Origin of the sequence: Phaeobacter sp. CAU 1743 (genome assembly GCF_039839315.1) — a bacterium.
GTDB classification, from domain to species: domain Bacteria; phylum Pseudomonadota; class Alphaproteobacteria; order Rhodobacterales; family Rhodobacteraceae; genus Phycobacter; species Phycobacter gallaeciensis_A.
Genome location: NZ_JBDOQR010000052.1, coordinates 16,371 through 34,211, shown reverse-complemented (window position 1 = coordinate 34,211; position 17,841 = coordinate 16,371). Strand labels below are relative to the sequence as shown.

General features: G+C 56.4%; 15 protein-coding genes and 1 pseudogene. 12 read left to right on the top strand and 4 right to left on the bottom strand.

Annotation, left to right across the window (positions count from 1 at the left end; genetic code table 11):
• Positions 1-123: 123 nt before the first annotated feature.
• Positions 124-375 (top strand): annotated as a pseudogene (locus AAFO90_RS18010) (helix-turn-helix domain-containing protein); the annotation flags it as partial.
• Between the two features lie 198 nt (positions 376-573).
• On the opposite strand, the gene AAFO90_RS18005 reads toward AAFO90_RS18010, so the two are convergent.
• From AAFO90_RS18005 to AAFO90_RS17995, 3 genes are all read right to left on the bottom strand, one after another.
• The gene (locus AAFO90_RS18005; RefSeq protein WP_347510250.1) at positions 574-1,161 is read right to left on the bottom strand and encodes a dimethylsulfonioproprionate lyase family protein; all 588 of its coding nucleotides are present in this window, start codon (positions 1,159-1,161) and stop codon (positions 574-576) included.
• A 260-nt stretch (positions 1,162-1,421) separates the two neighbouring features.
• Positions 1,422-2,636 carry a M24 family metallopeptidase gene (locus tag AAFO90_RS18000; protein WP_007206147.1) on the bottom strand — a complete coding sequence of 405 codons (1,215 nt, stop codon included), beginning with the start codon at positions 2,634-2,636 and terminating at the stop codon, positions 1,422-1,424.
• Positions 2,637-2,757: 121 nt separating this feature from the next.
• The gene (locus AAFO90_RS17995; protein ID WP_347510249.1) at positions 2,758-3,651 is read right to left on the bottom strand and encodes a LysR substrate-binding domain-containing protein; all 894 of its coding nucleotides are present in this window, start codon (positions 3,649-3,651) and stop codon (positions 2,758-2,760) included.
• Between the two features lie 94 nt (positions 3,652-3,745).
• Between AAFO90_RS17995 and AAFO90_RS17990 the strand changes: the two genes are divergently transcribed.
• From AAFO90_RS17990 to AAFO90_RS17965, 6 genes are all read left to right on the top strand, one after another.
• Positions 3,746-4,549, top strand: a complete 804-nt coding sequence (locus AAFO90_RS17990) for a creatininase (RefSeq protein ID WP_347510248.1) — start codon at positions 3,746-3,748, stop codon at positions 4,547-4,549.
• Positions 4,550-4,594: 45 nt separating this feature from the next.
• Complete coding sequence (locus AAFO90_RS17985) at positions 4,595-5,713, top strand: spermidine/putrescine ABC transporter substrate-binding protein (protein ID WP_316776546.1); 1,119 nt, start codon at positions 4,595-4,597, stop codon at positions 5,711-5,713.
• Positions 5,714-5,787: 74 nt separating this feature from the next.
• Entirely contained in the window at positions 5,788-6,633 is an 846-nt protein-coding gene (locus AAFO90_RS17980; protein WP_040483269.1) for an ABC transporter permease, read from the top strand.
• A 1-nt stretch (position 6,634) separates the two neighbouring features.
• Positions 6,635-7,429: an ABC transporter permease gene (locus tag AAFO90_RS17975; RefSeq protein ID WP_347510247.1), complete on the top strand. Its 795-nt coding sequence runs from the start codon at positions 6,635-6,637 to the stop codon at positions 7,427-7,429.
• Positions 7,429-8,550, top strand: a complete 1,122-nt coding sequence (locus AAFO90_RS17970; RefSeq protein WP_347510246.1) for an ABC transporter ATP-binding protein — start codon at positions 7,429-7,431, stop codon at positions 8,548-8,550. The genes AAFO90_RS17975 and AAFO90_RS17970 overlap by 1 nt, the downstream gene beginning before the upstream one ends.
• 72 nt (positions 8,551-8,622) lie before the next feature.
• Complete coding sequence (locus tag AAFO90_RS17965; protein ID WP_347510245.1) at positions 8,623-10,197, top strand: BCCT family transporter; 1,575 nt, start codon at positions 8,623-8,625, stop codon at positions 10,195-10,197.
• A 49-nt stretch (positions 10,198-10,246) separates the two neighbouring features.
• On the opposite strand, the gene AAFO90_RS17960 is transcribed toward AAFO90_RS17965, so the two are convergent.
• On the bottom strand, positions 10,247-11,242 hold the full coding sequence (locus AAFO90_RS17960) for a GlxA family transcriptional regulator (RefSeq protein ID WP_347510244.1): 996 nt from the start codon (positions 11,240-11,242) through the stop codon (positions 10,247-10,249).
• Positions 11,243-11,371: 129 nt separating this feature from the next.
• Between AAFO90_RS17960 and AAFO90_RS17955 the strand changes: the two genes are divergently transcribed.
• The 5 genes from AAFO90_RS17955 to glyA all read left to right on the top strand — a co-directional run bounded on the left by AAFO90_RS17955 (position 11,372) and on the right by glyA (position 17,839).
• Complete coding sequence (locus AAFO90_RS17955; RefSeq protein WP_007206138.1) at positions 11,372-12,625, top strand: sarcosine oxidase subunit beta family protein; 1,254 nt, start codon at positions 11,372-11,374, stop codon at positions 12,623-12,625.
• Between the two features lie 12 nt (positions 12,626-12,637).
• On the top strand, positions 12,638-12,937 hold the full coding sequence (locus AAFO90_RS17950) for a sarcosine oxidase subunit delta (protein WP_007206137.1): 300 nt from the start codon (positions 12,638-12,640) through the stop codon (positions 12,935-12,937).
• Complete coding sequence (locus tag AAFO90_RS17945) at positions 12,934-15,942, top strand: sarcosine oxidase subunit alpha (protein WP_347510243.1); 3,009 nt, start codon at positions 12,934-12,936, stop codon at positions 15,940-15,942. The genes AAFO90_RS17950 and AAFO90_RS17945 overlap by 4 nt, the downstream gene beginning before the upstream one ends.
• A gap of 13 nt (positions 15,943-15,955) precedes the next feature.
• A complete protein-coding gene (locus AAFO90_RS17940; protein WP_040482928.1) occupies positions 15,956-16,486 on the top strand; it encodes a sarcosine oxidase subunit gamma family protein in 531 nt (176 codons plus the stop codon).
• 78 nt (positions 16,487-16,564) lie between these two features.
• Positions 16,565-17,839, top strand: a complete 1,275-nt coding sequence (gene glyA, locus AAFO90_RS17935; RefSeq protein ID WP_347510242.1) for a serine hydroxymethyltransferase — start codon at positions 16,565-16,567, stop codon at positions 17,837-17,839.
• The last annotated feature ends 2 nt before the right edge of the window (positions 17,840-17,841 follow it).

Genomic DNA, 17,841 nt, shown 5'->3' with positions numbered 1-17,841 from the left:
GGCTGGGAAACCCTCTCTCAGCCCCTCGAACCCATGCCCCTTGACCTCGCAGCCTAAAACACCGACCCTTCACATGCCCGGAGCGCGCCGCCAGGGAATTTCCACAGCATTCGCGACACGACCAGGAATCTTGATCTGGCGGAGTCTTGGACAGTTCAGGCGGAGGATGAAATGGCACAACTATCCGGCAAAACGCCTCCTGCTTTGCGAGCTCTCTTTGCAGAATGGCCCCTGGTATCTGCTTCAATGGCTGAGTCTCAGATCGGAGCTAGCCGCGCGGCCGTGCAACGGAACCTCGGGTGGATGGAACAGAACGGCTTGGTCCGTGAGGTGACAGGGCAGGGACGGTTCAGGATGTGGCGGATTGCAGCTTAGTTTCCGCCGCTATGATGGCTCAAATACGTATAAGCGCGCTTATGTACCAAGCGCCTTGCAATGACCGCTTTGGCTCAGGTCTGAAGCTGTTAAGTTCCAGCCTGCCCAATATTCCTCAAGCAATTTAATCCGCATAGGGTGAGCGAGTGGCGCCTCTTTTTCATCACAGAAGCATGCACAGCATCTTTTGCGCTCCGGCTATTCCTTCAGGACCCAGAAAACGAGGAGTGGAAGATCATTGGACCGCATCGCGTGCGGGATATTATGCGGATTGTAGAAGGTTTCGCCCTTCGCCACATGAACCCATTCGTTCCGACCTTGACGAAAGTCGCCCGTGTTCATGACAAGATAGGTTTCTTGGGGTGGGTGCCTGTGATTGGGATACTGCACGTTTGGCCCGAGAAGCGACACTCCCAGCCAAACGTCCTCTCGCGGTTCGAGGCCACCGGGACCGACAATCATCGTGTTTGCATGGTTTTCGGCAAAACCTTCGCTTGCACCGCTGCAATCCCCTTGACGGCGCCGCCACCGGAGCGTCGGTTCGATGCTAAAGAATGTCGTCATCACCTGTCGAAGATCAGGTTCGTCGGAGACGGACGGGTTCGCAATATCCGTGAGATACTTGCAGACCGGAAGTCGACCGCTGTCGGACTGTGATTGTGGTGCGGGAGACTCAAGGGTGGCAAAGACTTGTTCAACCAAGCTGACAGAGTTCGGATCTCGCGCACGGGCAGAATAGGCAATTCTTGCCGCATCTAGAAACTCTTGTAGGGCTCGGTTTCGCATTTTTACATCAGGGTTTCAAAATGATTGAAGTTGTCTGGCGGCCAATGCCGCCAGACGACGAAACGGTAACGCCAACCATTATGTCCAGCATGGATTAGTAGGCGCTGTTCGTTTGGATGAAGATCGGTAGGCCCCCGCCGCGCGCAATCACTGTGTAGCCATGCTTTTGGGTTTCACGCGATAGGAGGGTTACCGCTATGACCAGCGCCAACAGGGCGCTGATCATAGCAATATTGTTTGCTACCGAGATAGCACTGATCTTAGTTCTTGATGACATTGTGCTCGGGGCCGAATGGGAATCCGGTGATGTTCTCGACTGTGTTGTCCTCGCCGATCACTAGGATGTCATGCTCACGGTAGCCGCCAGCGCCAGGCTGACCTTCCGGGATCATGACCATGGGCTCCATGGACACGACCATTCCTGGCTTGAGCTCCGTTTCAATGTCTTCGCGAAGTTCTACGCCAGCCTCGCGGCCATAGTAATGGCTCAGAACGCCAAAGCTGTGGCCGTATCCGAACGAACGATACTTCAGCAGGTCCCATTCGCGATACATCTCGTTGAGCTCGATCGCGATATCCATGCAGCGCGCGCCCGGCTTGATCAACTCGAGTCCACGCTCGTGGACCTTGACGTTCTTCTCCCAGATATCGAGGCTTGCATCATCAACGTGGTCGCAGAACAGTGTGCGTTCCAGCGCCGTGTAGTAGCCAAAGATCATCGGGAAAGTGTTGAGGCTGAGGATTTCACCCGACTGCACTTTCTTGTTCGTTACCGGGTTGTGCGCGCCGTCGGTGTTAATGCCGGACTGGAACCAGGTCCAGGTGTCCATCAATTCGACGAAGGGGAAAGAGTTGGCAATCTCGCGGATCATCGCATTGGTACTGGCAATGGCGACTTCGTGTTCGGGAACACCGGCTTTGACTGCAGCGGCCACAGCAGCACCGCCAACGTCGGCGACGCGGGCGCCTTCTTTGATCAGCTTGATTTCTTCGGCCGACTTGATCGTCCGCATCCACATCGCGGGCTGACCGACGTCAACGAACTCGACGCCCGGCAGGGCATCCTGAAGCAGTTGGCGGTATTCCAGCGACACGTGGTCGAATTCGATACCGATGCGCTTGGCACCCGGTGTCAGTTGCTGGATCGCGCGGTAGAAGTTGTCACGACGCCAGTCAGTATACGTGATGTTGTTGCCGAAGCTGCGACGGAAGGGTTGGCCGCCGTCGATGCCGGCAGAGATCGTAGTGGCGTTCTTCTGGTCGATGACCATGCCGTATTTACGACCGAAATAGCAGTACAGCCATCCGCTATAATAGTTGATGCAGTGATAAGAGGTGAAGAGTGATGCATCGACATCGTTCTTGCCCATCCAGTCGCGCAATTCGTTCTGGCGACGGGCCATTTCGTTATCTGAAAAGGGCGAGAACTCCTTCTCGCCGTTGTGCCATTCCATGACGTGGAGCATGTCGTCCATTGTCGATATTCCTCTCTGCTAACAGTGACCTTGTCTGCGTAGCAGTGTGGCGATGCGACGAAAAATTAATTGCAATCATCTTACCATAAGAATTACAAATTTACCCTGGTGGGCGTGCCCATTATCCGGCGCGAGCACGCGTCGGCAAGCGGAAGGATGACACATCTTCCGTGATCTGCTCGATCAGTTTCAGCGCGGCATCGGACATCTTTATGTGCTTGTAGAACAGCCCAATGTGGATCTTTGACAACTTCGGGAAGCCATCGCTGGCGGAGAGGACCCGCATACCGGGCAGCAACGTCTTCTTTGTTAACGCGGTGACGCCCATGCCATCCAAAACTGCCTTTTGGAGAGCTGAGACGCCGAGGCTTTCAAAGGATACGCGCCAATCGCGCCCTTCGGTATTCAGCGCGTCGATCATACGCTTGCGATAGAAACAGCCGTCGGGATGCGCGATCACCTTGAGTGGCTGGTCCGGATCTATCTTGTGATCGCGGGCGCAAACCCAGACCGGACGTTCCGACCAGTAGATGGAGACGTGGGGCGCGGGCATTTCATCTGTGATGGCAATGGTCATATCCAGATCATCAACATGGAGGGCTGCAAGAAGCTCACGGCTTCGGTAACAGCGAATGTCCAACAAAACAGCAGGGTTCTCGTGCGAGAACTTGGCAATAACGCTTTGGAAATACTCAACTGAATAGTCGACCGGCAGGCCAATCCTGAGCGTTCCAAGAAAGGCTGCCTGCTGCAAATTGGCTACCGCCCGGTCATTGAGGCGCAGCATCTCCCGTGCATAGCCCAGGAGAGTCTGCCCGTCCGGCGTCAACTCTACCTGCTTGCCTTCATGCTTTAGTAATTTGGCACCGACAATCTCTTCAAGGCGCTTAATCTGCAACGATATCGCCGGCTGCGTCCGCCCGAGAATATTCCCGGTTTCCGTATAGTTGCGTAGGTCGACCACAGTCACGAAGGTCCGAAGAAGGTCAGTTTGCAGGTTGGTGAATTTGCGCATCATTAACAATCCTTATCCAAGCATTGTTACTATGAATTTCTGTGGCAAAGCAAGCTGCCCTAAGGTTTGACGATCTTCAGATGCAGGGGGTGCAATGTCACATTCTACAGTTTTCGCCGCCGAAATGGCTTGGCCCGACTACCAGAATCGAGTCCAGAACGGCGATGTGCCCATCCTGATCCCGCTCGGATCAATGGAGCAGCACGGCCATCATATGCCGATGCATGTCGATGTGCTTTTGCCGACCGAATTCGCCCGCCGCGTGGCCGAGCAGGTCGGCGCCCTTGTCGCGCCGCCGTTCACCTACGGATACAAATCGCACCAGAAATCCGGTGGCGGAAACTTCTTTCCCGGCACGACCAGCCTTGATGGCGCGACTTTGGTGAACGCGCTCAAGGACGTGGTCAAGGAATTCGTGCGTCACGGCGTGCGCAATCTGTGCATCGTCAATGGCCACTTTGAGAATTCCTGGTTCATTACGGAAGCGATTGACCTTGCCTTGCGCGAGCTGGGTTGGGGCGACATTCATGACGTCAAGGTCGTAGTCCTGTCATATTGGGACTTTGTGGATCAGGCGTCGATCGAGAAGCTGTATCCGAACGGCTTTCTCGGATGGGACATCGAGCATGGAGGGGTTCTGGAAACGTCCCTGATGCTGCGTTTGCACCCCGATCTCGTGTCACTTCAAAGCGCTGTAGAGCACGCCCCGGCAACATTTCCGCCCTACGACGTCTACCCGGCTAAGCCGGAATGGACACCAGCAAGTGGGACGCTGTCCTCACCAAAAGAAGCTACCGCCGAAAAGGGCGATATCCTTCTGGATGTGTGCACCAAGGGTATTATTGCGGCGCTCACAAACGAGTTCGGCAAAGCCGCCGCACTGGCGAGTGCAAGCTGATCCTCCCATCAAAAGAAGAAAATGATCCCAACAAGGAGTAACCCGATGTCCACTAAATTGATCCGACCAAGTCGCCGCAGTCTGCTGAAGATGACAGGTGCCGCAGCCTTGGCTACGCCTTTCCTGTCCATCCGTGCCGCGGCGCAAACGACCGAATTGTCGATGCTTGCTTGGTATGGTCACGCAGAGCCCGATATCGTTGGTGAATTCGAAGAGGCCAACAACGTCAAGTTCGTGCCTAAATACTACACCGGCGGTGACAACATGCTGGGCCTGATTGCGCAATCCCCGCGTGGTACTTTTGATGTGATCCTGTCGGATGGCGAATATGTGCAGCAGCTTAACGCTGCTGGCTATATCGAAGAGCTGGATCCGGCTGACTACGCCTTTGACGACTTCTTCCCCGAATTCCAGAAGTTCCCTGGCCATTGGCAGGACGACAAGCTCTATTCCGTTATTACGCGATTTGGCTTTCTCGGCGTAGCCTACAATACGGATGCCTTCACCGAAGAAGAGGCCTCCAGCTACGATCTTTTTGCAGACGAGCGGTTGACTGGAAAGCTCGGCCATTTTGACTGGCACCTGCCCAATCTGGGTCAGATGAGCCTCCATGTCGGCAATTCATCGCCTTACGACATCGACGAAGCGGCTTGGGAAATAGTGCAGGAGCATACCATGGGCCTGCGCCGTCAAGCTGGCGGCTTCTTCGATTATGGCGGCACCTTCTCGTCGCTCGACAACGGGCAAATGCTGGCCTTTGCAGGGATTGGTGACTGGATCACCGGTACCCTGGAAAAGAACGGCAGTCCGGTACGCAGCGTCATTCCAAAGGAAGGTGGCTTGCAGTGGACCGAGAGCTTCTCGATCGGCAAAGGCTCACAAAATCAGGAAATGGCCAAGAAGTGGATCCAGTACATCACCTCCCCGGAAGGCCAGGCGAAATCTGCTGACATGGCAGCCTATCCGGCTATCGTGCCCTCGCAGGCAGGATGGCGCGTGCTCAATGAGACCAATCCCGCCGAGGCACAGCGCCAAAACATGGTTCTGGGACAGCGCAATGCGATGGACATGATCCGTGAAGGGCTGATCCAGTATCGTCAGCTTCCGGTTCAGCAGAGCCTCGAAGACTGGAATGATTTTTGGTCCGACTACAAAGGCGCGTAAGGCGCTTTTGAGTTGGGGCGCATGGTTCTTTGCGCCCCAACAAGACGCCCGATTGCTCAGCTATGGGATCTGATATGACCAAGCGACCAACACTTTTTTCATTGATCTTGTCGATGCCGCTGCTGCTCTGGCAGTTATTGTTCTTTCTTTTTCCGCTCCTGTTTCTGGTCGCGATCAGTTTCTGGACAGTGCGCAACTTTCAGATGACGCCCGACCTCAACTTTGGAAATTGGGAGCGTGTCCTGTCACGTGGTGTGTTTTGGGACGCCTATTTCCGGACCATGGTCCTTGCTACGACAGCAGCCGTGGTCACCAGTATTATCGCTTTTCCGGCGTCCTATGCGATTTCATTCAAGATGAGTGAGAAAGCCAAGCGGTGGATGATCTTTATTCTCATCATTCCGTTCTTCACCAGCTATCTTGTCCGGGTCTATTCGCTCCAGGTCTTCCTGTCTGATGCGGGCATCATAAACGCGGCATTCGCGTATATTGGTCTTGGGCCATTCCCGATGTTGAACAACGCATTTGGGATCATCGTGGGCATGGTGACGCTGACTTTGCCCTTGGTTGTTCTGTTGCAGACATTCAGCCTAAACTTCGTCAATCGCGACCTGATCGAGGCTGCGCATAACCTGCGCTGTGGCAGATTGCGGACGGTTTTTGCAGTGATTGTTCCATCAGCCAAAGTGGGTCTTGTGATCGCTGCGCTGTTTGCTTTTATCCTCAGTTTTGGAGACTTCGTCAGCCCGCTGTATCTTGGGGGCGGCAACCCTCCGACACTGTCGATCATGATCACCGATTTCACCAAGTCCGGTCAGCAATGGCCCCGCGCGGCGGTGGTTGCGATCATGATGATTATCACGCTGCTCACGGCAGCATTCGCGGCAGTCACCTATGCGTATAAAGAGCGGGGCAAATAAGATGGGTAACGAAAACCGCATAATCAACGCGCTGCTAAAACTGCACATCGTGCTTTGCCTGCTGTTCATATTTGCCCCGATCGCCGGAAGCTTTGTGTTCTCGCTCAACTCCGACCGCTTCCCGTCGCTGCCTCTGGGCGAGTTCTCGACCGAATGGTACCGTGTGATCTGGGAAGACCCGCTGGTTTGGCAGGGCTTCGGCAATACGCTGGTCGTGGGGCTGACCGTCGCTGTCATTGCAACCATCCTGGGCTTCGGCGGGGCGTATACGGATTTCCGGTACAATTTCACCGGTAAATCCGTCTACGTAGCTCTGGCACTTTTGCCACCGACCATTCCGGTCGTGATCATGGGGTTGGCCATGCTGGCCTTCCTGAGCCGTGTTAACCTGTCCGGTACGACCATTTCCGTCATCATCGCGCACGGTGTGATGTGCAGCCCGTTTGCAATGGCCATCATCCGCTTGCGCCTGTCGCAGATGGACCCTGACCTTGAGGCGGCATCGTGGAACATGGGCGGCAATCAATGGCAGACTCTTCGCTATGTGATCATCCCGTTCACCAAGCCTGCGATCTTTGCCGCGCTCTTCATCACCATGGCAGTCTCGTTTGATGAATTTGCGGTCGCGTGGTTCGTGTCAGGCCTCAACGAAACATTGCCTGTGAAGATTCTCGGCTTCCTGCAAGGTCAGGTCAGCCCGCGTATCAACGCCATCGGCTCACTCGCCTTCCTGAGCTCAATGACACTGATCATTCTGGCCCAGCTTCTGCTGCGCAGCCCAGAGGAGGAAAAATAATGAAAGCGAACGCACAAATGGAACAGCAATCAGAAGCGATCGTGAAGTTCGACAACGTCGTAAAGCGGTTCGGAAACTTCACTGCAGTCGAAAAAGCTGATTTCGAGATTGGTCGCGGAGAGTTCCTGGCCATCATGGGATCATCTGGTTGTGGCAAAACCACGACGCTGCGTATGCTTGCAGGCTTGGAAGATCCCACTGAAGGCGCAATCTATCTTGATGGCGAGAAGGTGAACGGCAAAGCCACGTGGGATCGCGATACACCGATGGTTTGGCAATCTTTGGCCTTGTTCCCGTTTCTGACTGTTCAGGAAAACGTCGAGTTTGCGCTCAAGATGCGGGGTGTCGGCAAAGAGGAACGTCGGCAGCGCGCGGAAAAGTGGCTCGAGAAGATGCAGATCACAGAGTTTGCGAACCGCAACATCAATCAGCTGTCTGGCGGTCAAAAGCAACGTGTGGCCTTGGCCCGTGCCTTGGTGACCGAGCCGAAGATCCTGCTGCTGGATGAACCTCTCTCGGCGCTTGATGCACACCTCAAAGTGCGCATGCAGGCTGTCTTGTCAAATCTGCAAAAGGATCTGGGGATTACATTTGTTTATGTGACACACTCCATGTCAGAAGCGTTTTCCATGGCCGATCGTGTGGTCATCATGAGTCGGGGTCAGATCGAACAGATCGGAACGCCTGAAGAAATTTATCGCGAGCCATACAATCGCTTTGTCGCGGAGTTTCTGGGCTCCGCCAACATCTTTGATGGTGTGGTTCAGGGCCCGGCCGGTGCAGATGGCTGGCAGGTCGCCTATGAGGGTGGAGAGACCATCTTGCCAAAGAGCGAGCGGCCGGATGCCAGGCAGGGTCAAAAGGTCACTTTCATCGTCAGCGCGGAGAACATGCAACTGAGCTTGCCAGACAGTGGTCAACCCGGGATAGAAGCCAGCGTTGCGGGTGAGGAATTCATTGGCGGCACGGCAATGGTCTTTCTCGAGACCGCTGGCGGCCAAGAGCTTAAAGTACAGAAAAGCCACGACGAATTGTCGGTGCTCAATCTGAATCCCGGCTCGAAAGTGGTCGTGCATTGGGAATCCGGAAGCTGCCACGTGCTGCCTGGCGAGAACAAGTGATTTTGGTCTAACATTTGCGCGCGCGTGAGATTACGATCCGCGCAATCAATTCGAACATTGGGGGCGGTTATCATGGTTATTCGATCTGGAGTCTTCAGAGGCGTAAACCCGTACTCGTCCTTAATTTCGGCGGGCATCATACTGCTTTTTGTCTTTCTTGTGCTCGCGTTTCCGACCAGTTCGGCAGATTGGATTGATTCAGCCCGGACATTCGTTACCTTCTACTTCAACTGGTGGTACGTTGTCCTATCGGGTGTTTTTCTCGTCTTTTTGATCGCCATTGCCGTCAGCAAATATGGCTCTCTCCGGCTTGGTGATGCGGATGAGCGACCGAAATACAGCTACTTCACCTGGTTCGCCATGCTCTATGCTGCTGGGCAGGGGATTGGCATTATCTTCTGGTCGATCGCCGAGCCGATGTTCCATTATGCCGGGGGCACGCCGTTTGCTGAAGGCACAGGCAATCAAGCAGCGGCGGATATGGCGCTTCAGGTAACCTTCTTCCACTGGGGCCTAAACGCTTGGGCAATCTATTGCATAGTCGCACTGGCTCTTTGTCTTGTCAGCTATCGCCTGAAAAAACCGCTAGGAATTCGTTACACCCTCTACCCGCTGTTTGGGGATCGGGTCGAAGGGGCGCTCGGCGTCGTGATCGATGTGATTGCAGTATTCGCGACTATTTTCGGCATCGCTACTTCGCTTGGCTTAGGAGTTACGCAGATCAACGCGGGTCTGAACCATATCTGGGACGTCCCGATTTCGGATGCAGTCCAGCTTGTCTTAATCGCTGTCATCACCGCCGTTGCATTGTGTTCGGTTCTTTCTGGTTTGGACCGGGGCATCAAGTGGCTGTCTCAGGTCAACATGTGGCTGACCATTGTCCTATTGATCTTCTTTTTTGCCTGGGGGCCGACGCGGTATCTTATGCTTAGCTTGGGTGATGCCACGTTGTCTTACGCAAAGAGCCTGTTTTCGTTCAACGTTTATGTCGAAAGCGTGCCCGCCGAAGCGGCCCGTTGGAGCGACATGTGGCAGGGCTGGTGGACAACCTTCTACTGGGGCTGGTGGATATCCTGGGCGCCGTTTGTTGGGGTGTTTGTCGCGCGTGTATCTCGGGGCAGAACCGTGAGGGAATTCATTTTCGGTGTTGTTGGGGTGTCCTCGCTTGTGTCTTTCGTCTGGATCGTGGCCTATGGCGGCACGGCGTTGTGGACCGAACTATTTGGGCCGGGCGGCGTATCCGATGCGGTCAGCGCAAATGTGTCCATGGCGCTTTTCGCAACCTTTGAGGCCATGAATGTCGGCTTGATCGGCGTGATCGCGGGTGTGCTTGGAACGATCTTGGTGACGACCTATTTCGTCACCTCGTCGGACTCTGGCACGCTGGTCGTGGCCACGATTCTGAGTGAAGGCAATGAGCACCCGATGTATCGTCACCGCTTGATCTGGGGCACCTTTGAAGGCGTCGTGGCTGCGGTCTTACTGATCGTAGGCGGCAGCGCGGCGCTGAGCACCTTGCAAACGGCGGCGATTATTGCCGCGCTGCCGTTCTCGATAATCATGGTTCTGATGTGCGTCGCCATCGTTCGCTGCCTGTCGCTTGAGCACAAAACAGAAGCATCGGCAGAGCTCGGCGAGACCAACTGAGCAACGCGTCTTAGGCGGGTGGCAAAGTGCCCGCCGGACGCGGTCATTTTCAAGCCAAAAGATCGCGCGCAGCAGTCGCGCGATCTTTTTGTCTCCAGGCATCCGGGGGAACGCCTTCGCGGGTGCGAAACACCTTGCCGAAATGCGATGCATCGCAAAATCCCGTTGCCGCGGCAATCTGTGTGATAGAGGTATCAGTGCCACTCAAAAGATGACGCGCAACTGAGAGTCGGACCGACAAGCCTACCTCTGCAGGCGAAATTTGAAGCGCCTCTCTGAAATGGCGCTCCAGCATCCGACGACTGACTTTCAAGCGTTCTGATAGCCGATCGACCGTCATCGGTGTGGCCACATTCTGGCGAATGAGGTGCAACGCTTTCCTGACAAGCTTGTCCGACGTGGCAAATTCAAGCGGCAAACCAGGCTGAGGATTTTCGGGCGTCTGCGCTTCGTCGATGATCATGATATTCAAGCTTTTGCGTGCTGCCGCCGACCCAATGTGCCGCTCCACCAGGTAGGCGGCGAGGTGCGCCGAGCTAACACCGCCGGAACAGGTCAGGCGATTGCGGTCAACCACGAATATCTGATCGGACACTGGAATGAGCCCCTCGAACTGTTCCAAAAAGTCATTGTGATGGAACCAGCTCACGCAGCAGCGATATCCTTCCATCAACCCTGCTTTGTAAAGGATGAACGCGCCGGTACAGACCCCAACAATCGGCACGTTAGCCAGCGCCGCACGTTTAAGATAGGCAATGTAGTCAGGATTGAGGTCTTGAATGGCGGGGATCAACCCGCCGACTACGACCACATAATCGAACTTTTCTGGGTCGCCAAGGCGTTCATCGGGGTGCACGGGAATGCCACAGCTGGAAACCACCGGGTTCATTGTTGCAGACACGATGCGCCATGAACACCGTATCGGGCGCGAGCGGTCTCCCTCATCTGCCGCCAATCGCAGGACATCCGCAAAATTTGCGAAAGCTGACAAGGTAAATCTCCGTGCCAGGATGAACCCAATTTTGAGAACGGGTTTGGATTCCATTTAGACCTCTTCATTAAGCGTTCCGAGACGCAGATATACTATGTTTTTGGCGTAAAAATACAATGTCGAAATGGGGTGATATGCGACCAAAAGGAGGACAGGTTCCATATAGATTCGAGGCTACCTAAAATGACACATTTTTCCGGCTTTTCGCTGTTAAAAAACGCGCTGAGCGGCCACAAGAATTGGCCCGAACAGTGGCCCGACAAACAACCCAAAGCCGAATATGATGTGATCATCGTCGGGGCAGGGGGCCATGGTCTGGGTGCGGCCTACTACTTGGCCAAGGAACATGGCATAACGAATGTCGCAGTCATCGAAAAAGGCTGGCTTGGCGGGGGCAATACTGGGCGCAACACGACAATTATACGCTCGAACTACCTATATGATGAAAGCGCAAAGCTCTACGATCACGCTCTGGATCTGTGGGACAACCTGTCGACCGAGCTAAACTATAACGTCATGTATTCCAAGCGCGGCGTGATGATGCTGGCGCATAACGTGCATGACGTGCAGTCATTCCAGCGCCACATCCACGCCAATCGTCTTAACGGCGTCGACAACCAGTGGCTGAACCCGCAGCAGGCCAAGGAATTCTGTCCGCCGCTGAACATTTCGCCTGATGCGCGTTATCCGGTGATGGGCGCTGCGTTGCAAAAGCGCGCTGGCACCGCGCGGCATGATGCTGTCGCTTGGGGTTACGCACGGGCTGCAGCCAAGCGCGGCGTCGACATCATCCAGAACTGCCCGGTCATCGCGATCCGGCGCGCGCCCGACGGGTCGGTCGAGGGCGTAGATACTGCCAAGGGCTTCATTAAGGCCAAGAAGGTCGCGGTCTCCGCAGCCGGTCACACGAGTGTCGTGATGGAGAGCGCGGGTGTGCGGATGCCCCTCGAAAGCTATCCGCTTCAGGCGCTTGTTTCCGAACCGATTAAGCCTGTGTTCCCGTGCGTCGTGATGTCAAACACCGTGCATGCCTATATCAGCCAGTCCGACAAGGGCGAGCTAGTGATTGGGTCTGGCACGGACCAGTACACCAGTTATTCGCAGCGCGGCGGTTTGCCGTTGATCGAGCACACCGTGGCTGCCATTTGCGAGGTGTTCCCGATCTTCAACCGCATGCGGATGCTGCGTAAATGGGGCGGGATTGTCGATGTGACGCCAGACCGATCGGCGATTCTCGGCAAGACGCCGGTCAAAGGGCTGTATGTCAACTGCGGCTGGGGCACGGGGGGATTCAAGGCCACACCGGGCGCAGCGCATACACTGGCTTGGACGGTTGCCAAAGACGAACCGCACCCGATCAACGCGCCGTTCACGCTTGAGCGCTTCACCACCGGCCGTCTAATCGACGAAGCCGCCGCAGCCGCCGTTGCTCACTGAGGAGACAGACCCATGCTTTTGATTCACTGCCCCTACTGCGACGATACGCTTCCCGAGCTGGAATTTTCTTATGCTGGCGAGGCACATATCGCACGCCCCGCTGATCCATCGAAACTCAGTGATGAGGAATGGCGCGATTTCCTGTTTATCCGCACCAACGTCAAAGGCGTTCACGCCGAACGCTGGCGCCACATCAATGGATGCGGCCGCTTCTTCAACGCGCTACGCGACACGGTGAGTGACCGTTTCCTGACCACCTACAAGGCAGGTGAGGCCCGCCCCGACACCACCACATTGGAGGCTGCAGAATGACCGATTTTCGCGTAAAAGGCCGAGGCCGTGTGAACACGGACAAGCCGATCAAGTTCACATTCGACGACCAGACGTTTCAGGGCTTTGAGGGCGACACGGTTGCTTCGGCGCTGCTCGCCAATGGCGTGCACCTGATGGGACGCAGCTTCAAGTATCACCGCCCGCGCGGGGTGGTCACAGCCAGTTCCGAAGAACCCAACGCGCTGATCGGCACGACCCGTGGCAAAGGCCGGTTCGAGCCGAACACGCGTGCCACGATCCAGGAAATCTACCCCGGTTTGAAAACCGAGAGCCAAAACAAGTGGCCGTCACTCAAGTTCGATCTGGGCGCGATCAATGACCGGCTCTACATGCTGTTCTCGGCGGGTTTCTACTACAAGACCTTCATGTGGCCACGCAGTTTCTGGGACAGCGTCTATGAACCGATCATCCGCAAGGCGGCCGGTCTTGGGAAAGCCCCAACCGAGGTCGATCCCGATATCTATGCAAGCCGTTATATGCACTGCGACGTGCTGGTTGTTGGCTCTGGTCCCTCAGGCATTGCTGCTGCGCTGACCGCTGGGCGCGCAGGATCCAAGGTGGTTCTGGTGGATGAAAACTCGGAAATGGGCGGCACGATCCTGTCCGAACCCTCTGTGTCGATCGACGGACAGTCCGCTTGGGATTGGCTTGAGGGTGCTATGGCAGAGCTTGACCGCATGCCCAACGTCCGTCGCATGACGCGCACAACTGCGATGGGGTATTACCATCAGAACATGATCGGGCTGGTTCAGAAACTGACCGATCACATGGGCGATGTGCCCGACGGTGCACCGCGCGAACGGATGTGGCGGGTGCGCGCAAAAGAGGTTGTGCTGGCGCAGGGGGCGATTGAACGTCCGATGGTCTTTGATGGCAACGACACGCCCGGCGTGATGATGGCCGGGGCCGCACAGACGTTCCTCAACCGCTTTGGCGTGCTGGTCGGAAAGAAACCTGTTGTCCTGACCAGCCATGACAGCGCGTGGTACAGCGCGTTCGACATGGCCGACGCAGGCGCAAGCGCAAGCGTGGTTGCGATTGTCGATACGCGCAATGAAGTGCCAAAAGCGCTACAGAATGCGGCGAAGGCCCGTGGGATCAAAACCTATCTGGGATACACGGCCACAGGGACAAAGGGTCGCCTGCGCGTCAGCGCTTTGCGCGTCAATCCTGTGCGCAACGGCAAGGTCGGCGCCGGGCATATGCTGTTCTGCGACGCGGTCCTGGTCTGCGGCGGGTGGACGCCCTCGTTGCATCTTTTCTCACACACCAAAGGCTCACTCGATTGGGATGCGGACGCCAAGGTCTATTTGCCGGGCCACAAAACCGAAGACGTGCATATCGCAGGTGCCGGCCGCGGGCTCTGGGGCATCGCTGCCGCGCTTGACGATGGTACAAAGGCTGGCATGGATGCGGTCAAGTCGCTCGGTGGCAAAGCGGGCAGCGCAACCTACGAAGTTGCTGAAGATCGTACCGGCACCGGCATAACTCAAAAGGAACTGCCCACCGACCGCAACCCCGGCAAAGCCAAGGCTTTTGTGGATTTCCAGAATGACGTGACCGCCAAGGACATTCGTCTGGCCGTGCGTGAAGGCATGAAATCCATCGAGCATGTCAAACGCTACACCACCAACGGCATGGCGACCGATCAGGGCAAACTGTCAAACATGAACGGTCTGACCATCGCGTCCGACGCGCTTGGAAAAGAGGCGCCGAAAGTGGGTCTCACGACCTTCCGACCGCCATATACACCGACGACATTCGGGGCGTTCGCGGGCTATCACAAAGGTACCCATTTCGAGGTGACACGCCGCACGCCGATCGACAGCTGGGCCGAGGAAAATGGCGCAGAGTTCGAGCCGGTCGCTCTTTGGCGGCGGGCATGGTACTTCCCCAAAGCGGGCGAGGACATGCACAAGGCCGTGGCCCGCGAATGCAAGGCGACCCGTGAATCCTTGGGCATTTTCGATGCTTCCACCCTCGGCAAGATCGAGGTCTCCGGCCCCGATGCGACCGAGTTCATGAACCGGATGTACACCAATCCGTGGACCAAGTTGGGTGTTGGGCGTGCACGTTATGGTCTGCTGCTGGGCGAGGACGGGTTCATCCGCGATGACGGTGTCATTGGCCGTATGCGCCATGATCTGTTTCACGTCACCACAACAACCGGCGGTGCCGCGCGTGTGCTGAACATGATGGAGGATTACATCCAGACGGAATGGCCCGATCTCAAGGTCTGGCTGACCTCCACGACCGAGGAATGGGCGACCATTGCACTCAACGGTCCGAACGCGCGCAAGGTGCTAGAGCCGTTTGTCGAAGGCGCGGATATTTCCGCCGAAGCGTTTCCGCATATGTCGGTGCGTGAATGTACAGTCGCCGGTTTCCCGTCGCGGCTCTTCCGGATCAGCTTCACTGGAGAGCTTGGCTTTGAGATCAACGTGCCCGCCCGTCATGGCCGCGCGCTTTGGGAAAAGCTGTGGGAAGAGGGCAAGAAATACGACATCTGTCCTTATGGCACTGAAACCATGCACGTTCTGCGCGCCGAAAAGGGCTTTATCATCGTTGGTCAAGACACCGATGGCACGGTGACACCGCTGGACGCGGGTATCGGCTGGGCGATTGGCAAGATGAAGTCCGACTTCGTCGGCAAACGATCGCTCGACCGGCCCGACATCGTGGCGCCGAACCGCAAGCAGCTTGTCGGCCTTCTGACCGAGGATCCCAAAACCGTTCTGGTCGAAGGCGCACAGATCGTGGACAACCCAAACCAGCCCAAGCCCATGAAGATGATCGGGCATGTGACGTCATCCTACTGGTCGGAATCGCTGGGCCGCTCCATCGCGATGGCGGTGGTCGAGGGCGGGTTCGATCGGATGGATGACACCCTGCACATCCCAGCCGAGAATGGCGCGATCGTTAAAGCTAAGGTTACAGGAACCGTTTTTTATGACCCCGCGGGCGACCGCCTGAAGGTCGAATGAGGAGAACAAGATCATGAATGCTCCGGTGACATCTTTTGACGCGGTATCGGTTTCTGTACTGCCACCAGTGGCGCGCTTTAACCTGCGCATCGCGCCTGCCGATTTGGCGACAGTCTCCAAGGCTTTTGGCCTGACCTTGCCCACCAAGATCGGGCAGGGCGAACAGAACGGGGATCGCGCAGCCTATTGCATTGGTCCTGACGAGTGGCTGCTACACGCCGCAGAGGCTGACCAGCAGGCGATTGTCGCGGCCTTTAATGCCGTGCGCGAAAAGACACCACACAGCCTTGTGGTGATCTCGGACCGTGAGTTGACCATCAGCGTCACTGGTCCTGCTGCCTTGGATTTGCTGTCCGTGGCGTGCCCACTTGACCTGTCGCGCATGGCCAACGGCAGCGCCAAGCGGACGGTGTTCGATTATGCCCAAGTTGTGCTGATCCGCGATGGCGAAGACGCTTTCCGCATTGAAGTCTGGCGGTCGTTCTTTCCGCATGTGCACGGCCTGCTTGAAATCGCTGCGCGCGAATTGGCTATCGGTCTTTAACGCCCGACCTCAACCGTACAATTGACGCGCCCTGACAAAGGGCGCGACCCCTTCCTTATGTCTGAAAGGACCCATCCCATGCTCGATTCCGCTAAAACCACCCGCATCACCGACACCGCCATTGCTGATGCCGTCAGCCTTGAGCTTGACCGTCAGCAGACCCAGATCGAACTGATCGCATCTGAAAATATCGTCAGCCGCGATGTGCTTCTGGCGCAGGGATCGGTGTTTACCAACAAGTACGCCGAGGGCTATCCGGGTCGTCGCTACTACGGCGGGTGCGAGCATGTCGACACTGTCGAGCAGATCGCCATCGACCGTCTCAAAGAGCTCTTCGGCGCGGGTTTTGCCAACGTACAGCCGCATTCCGGCGCGCAGGCCAACCAGACCGTGTTCCTTGCCCTGCTGAAACCGGGCGACCGGATCATGGGTCTGAACCTCGCGCATGGTGGGCACCTGACGCACGGCTCGCCCGTCACCATGTCGGGTAAATGGTTCGATGTGGTCAGCTATGAGGTCTCCAAGGACGATCTACTCATCGACATGGACAACGTGCGCAAAGTCGCGCTTGAGACGAAGCCAAAGCTGATCGTCGCGGGCGCATCGGCCTATCCAAGGCACATGGATTTCGCAGCATTCCGCGCCATTGCCGACGAAGTCGGTGCCTATCTGATGGTCGACATGGCGCATTACGCAGGCCTTATCGCGGCGGGCGAATATCCTGATCCGGTGCCGCATGCTCATGTCGTGACTTCGACGACGCATAAGACGTTGCGCGGCCCGCGTGGCGGGATCATTCTGACCAATGACGAAGCACTGGCCAAGAAGTTCAACTCCGCCGTGTTCCCTGGCAATCAGGGCGGCCCGCTAATGCATGTGATTGCGGCCAAGGCCGTGGCTTTTGGCGAAGCGCTGGAGCCTTCGTTCAAGCAATATGCAAAGGACGTGATTGCCAATGCACGTGCGCTTTCTAAGGTGCTGGTTACGGGCGGTCTTGGCGTGGTGTCGGGCGGCACCGATTGCCACATGGTTCTGGTCGATCTGCGCCCCAAAGGTGTGACCGGCAAGGCGGCGGAAATCGCACTCGAACGGGCAGGGCTGACCTGCAACAAGAATGCCATTCCGTTTGATCCTGAAAAGCCCTTTGTCACCTCCGGCGTGCGCCTTGGCACATCCGCAGGCACGACGCGCGGCTTTGGCGAGGCTGAATTCCGCAAGGTGGGTGAACTAGTTCTCAAGGTGATCGACGCGTTGTCGGCGAATCCTGAAGGTGACGCGGCTGTGGAGGCAGCGGTGCTGGAAGAGGTGCGCGCGCTTTGTGAAGCCCACCCAATCTACGCCGACGGCGTGTAAGT

Coding starts and splice junctions, on each gene's coding strand:
- AAFO90_RS18005 (WP_347510250.1), bottom strand. CDS start 1,161: ATGCGAAACCGAGCCCTACAAGAGTTTCTAGATGCGGCAAGAATTGCC.
- AAFO90_RS18000 (WP_007206147.1), bottom strand. CDS start 2,636: ATGGACGACATGCTCCACGTCATGGAATGGCACAACGGCGAGAAGGAG.
- AAFO90_RS17995 (WP_347510249.1), bottom strand. CDS start 3,651: ATGCGCAAATTCACCAACCTGCAAACTGACCTTCTTCGGACCTTCGTG.
- AAFO90_RS17990 (WP_347510248.1), top strand. CDS start 3,746: ATGTCACATTCTACAGTTTTCGCCGCCGAAATGGCTTGGCCCGACTAC.
- AAFO90_RS17985 (WP_316776546.1), top strand. CDS start 4,595: ATGTCCACTAAATTGATCCGACCAAGTCGCCGCAGTCTGCTGAAGATG.
- AAFO90_RS17980 (WP_040483269.1), top strand. CDS start 5,788: ATGACCAAGCGACCAACACTTTTTTCATTGATCTTGTCGATGCCGCTG.
- AAFO90_RS17975 (WP_347510247.1), top strand. CDS start 6,635: ATGGGTAACGAAAACCGCATAATCAACGCGCTGCTAAAACTGCACATC.
- AAFO90_RS17970 (WP_347510246.1), top strand. CDS start 7,429: ATGAAAGCGAACGCACAAATGGAACAGCAATCAGAAGCGATCGTGAAG.
- AAFO90_RS17965 (WP_347510245.1), top strand. CDS start 8,623: ATGGTTATTCGATCTGGAGTCTTCAGAGGCGTAAACCCGTACTCGTCC.
- AAFO90_RS17960 (WP_347510244.1), bottom strand. CDS start 11,242: ATGGAATCCAAACCCGTTCTCAAAATTGGGTTCATCCTGGCACGGAGA.
- AAFO90_RS17955 (WP_007206138.1), top strand. CDS start 11,372: ATGACACATTTTTCCGGCTTTTCGCTGTTAAAAAACGCGCTGAGCGGC.
- AAFO90_RS17950 (WP_007206137.1), top strand. CDS start 12,638: ATGCTTTTGATTCACTGCCCCTACTGCGACGATACGCTTCCCGAGCTG.
- AAFO90_RS17945 (WP_347510243.1), top strand. CDS start 12,934: ATGACCGATTTTCGCGTAAAAGGCCGAGGCCGTGTGAACACGGACAAG.
- AAFO90_RS17940 (WP_040482928.1), top strand. CDS start 15,956: ATGAATGCTCCGGTGACATCTTTTGACGCGGTATCGGTTTCTGTACTG.
- glyA (WP_347510242.1), top strand. CDS start 16,565: ATGCTCGATTCCGCTAAAACCACCCGCATCACCGACACCGCCATTGCT.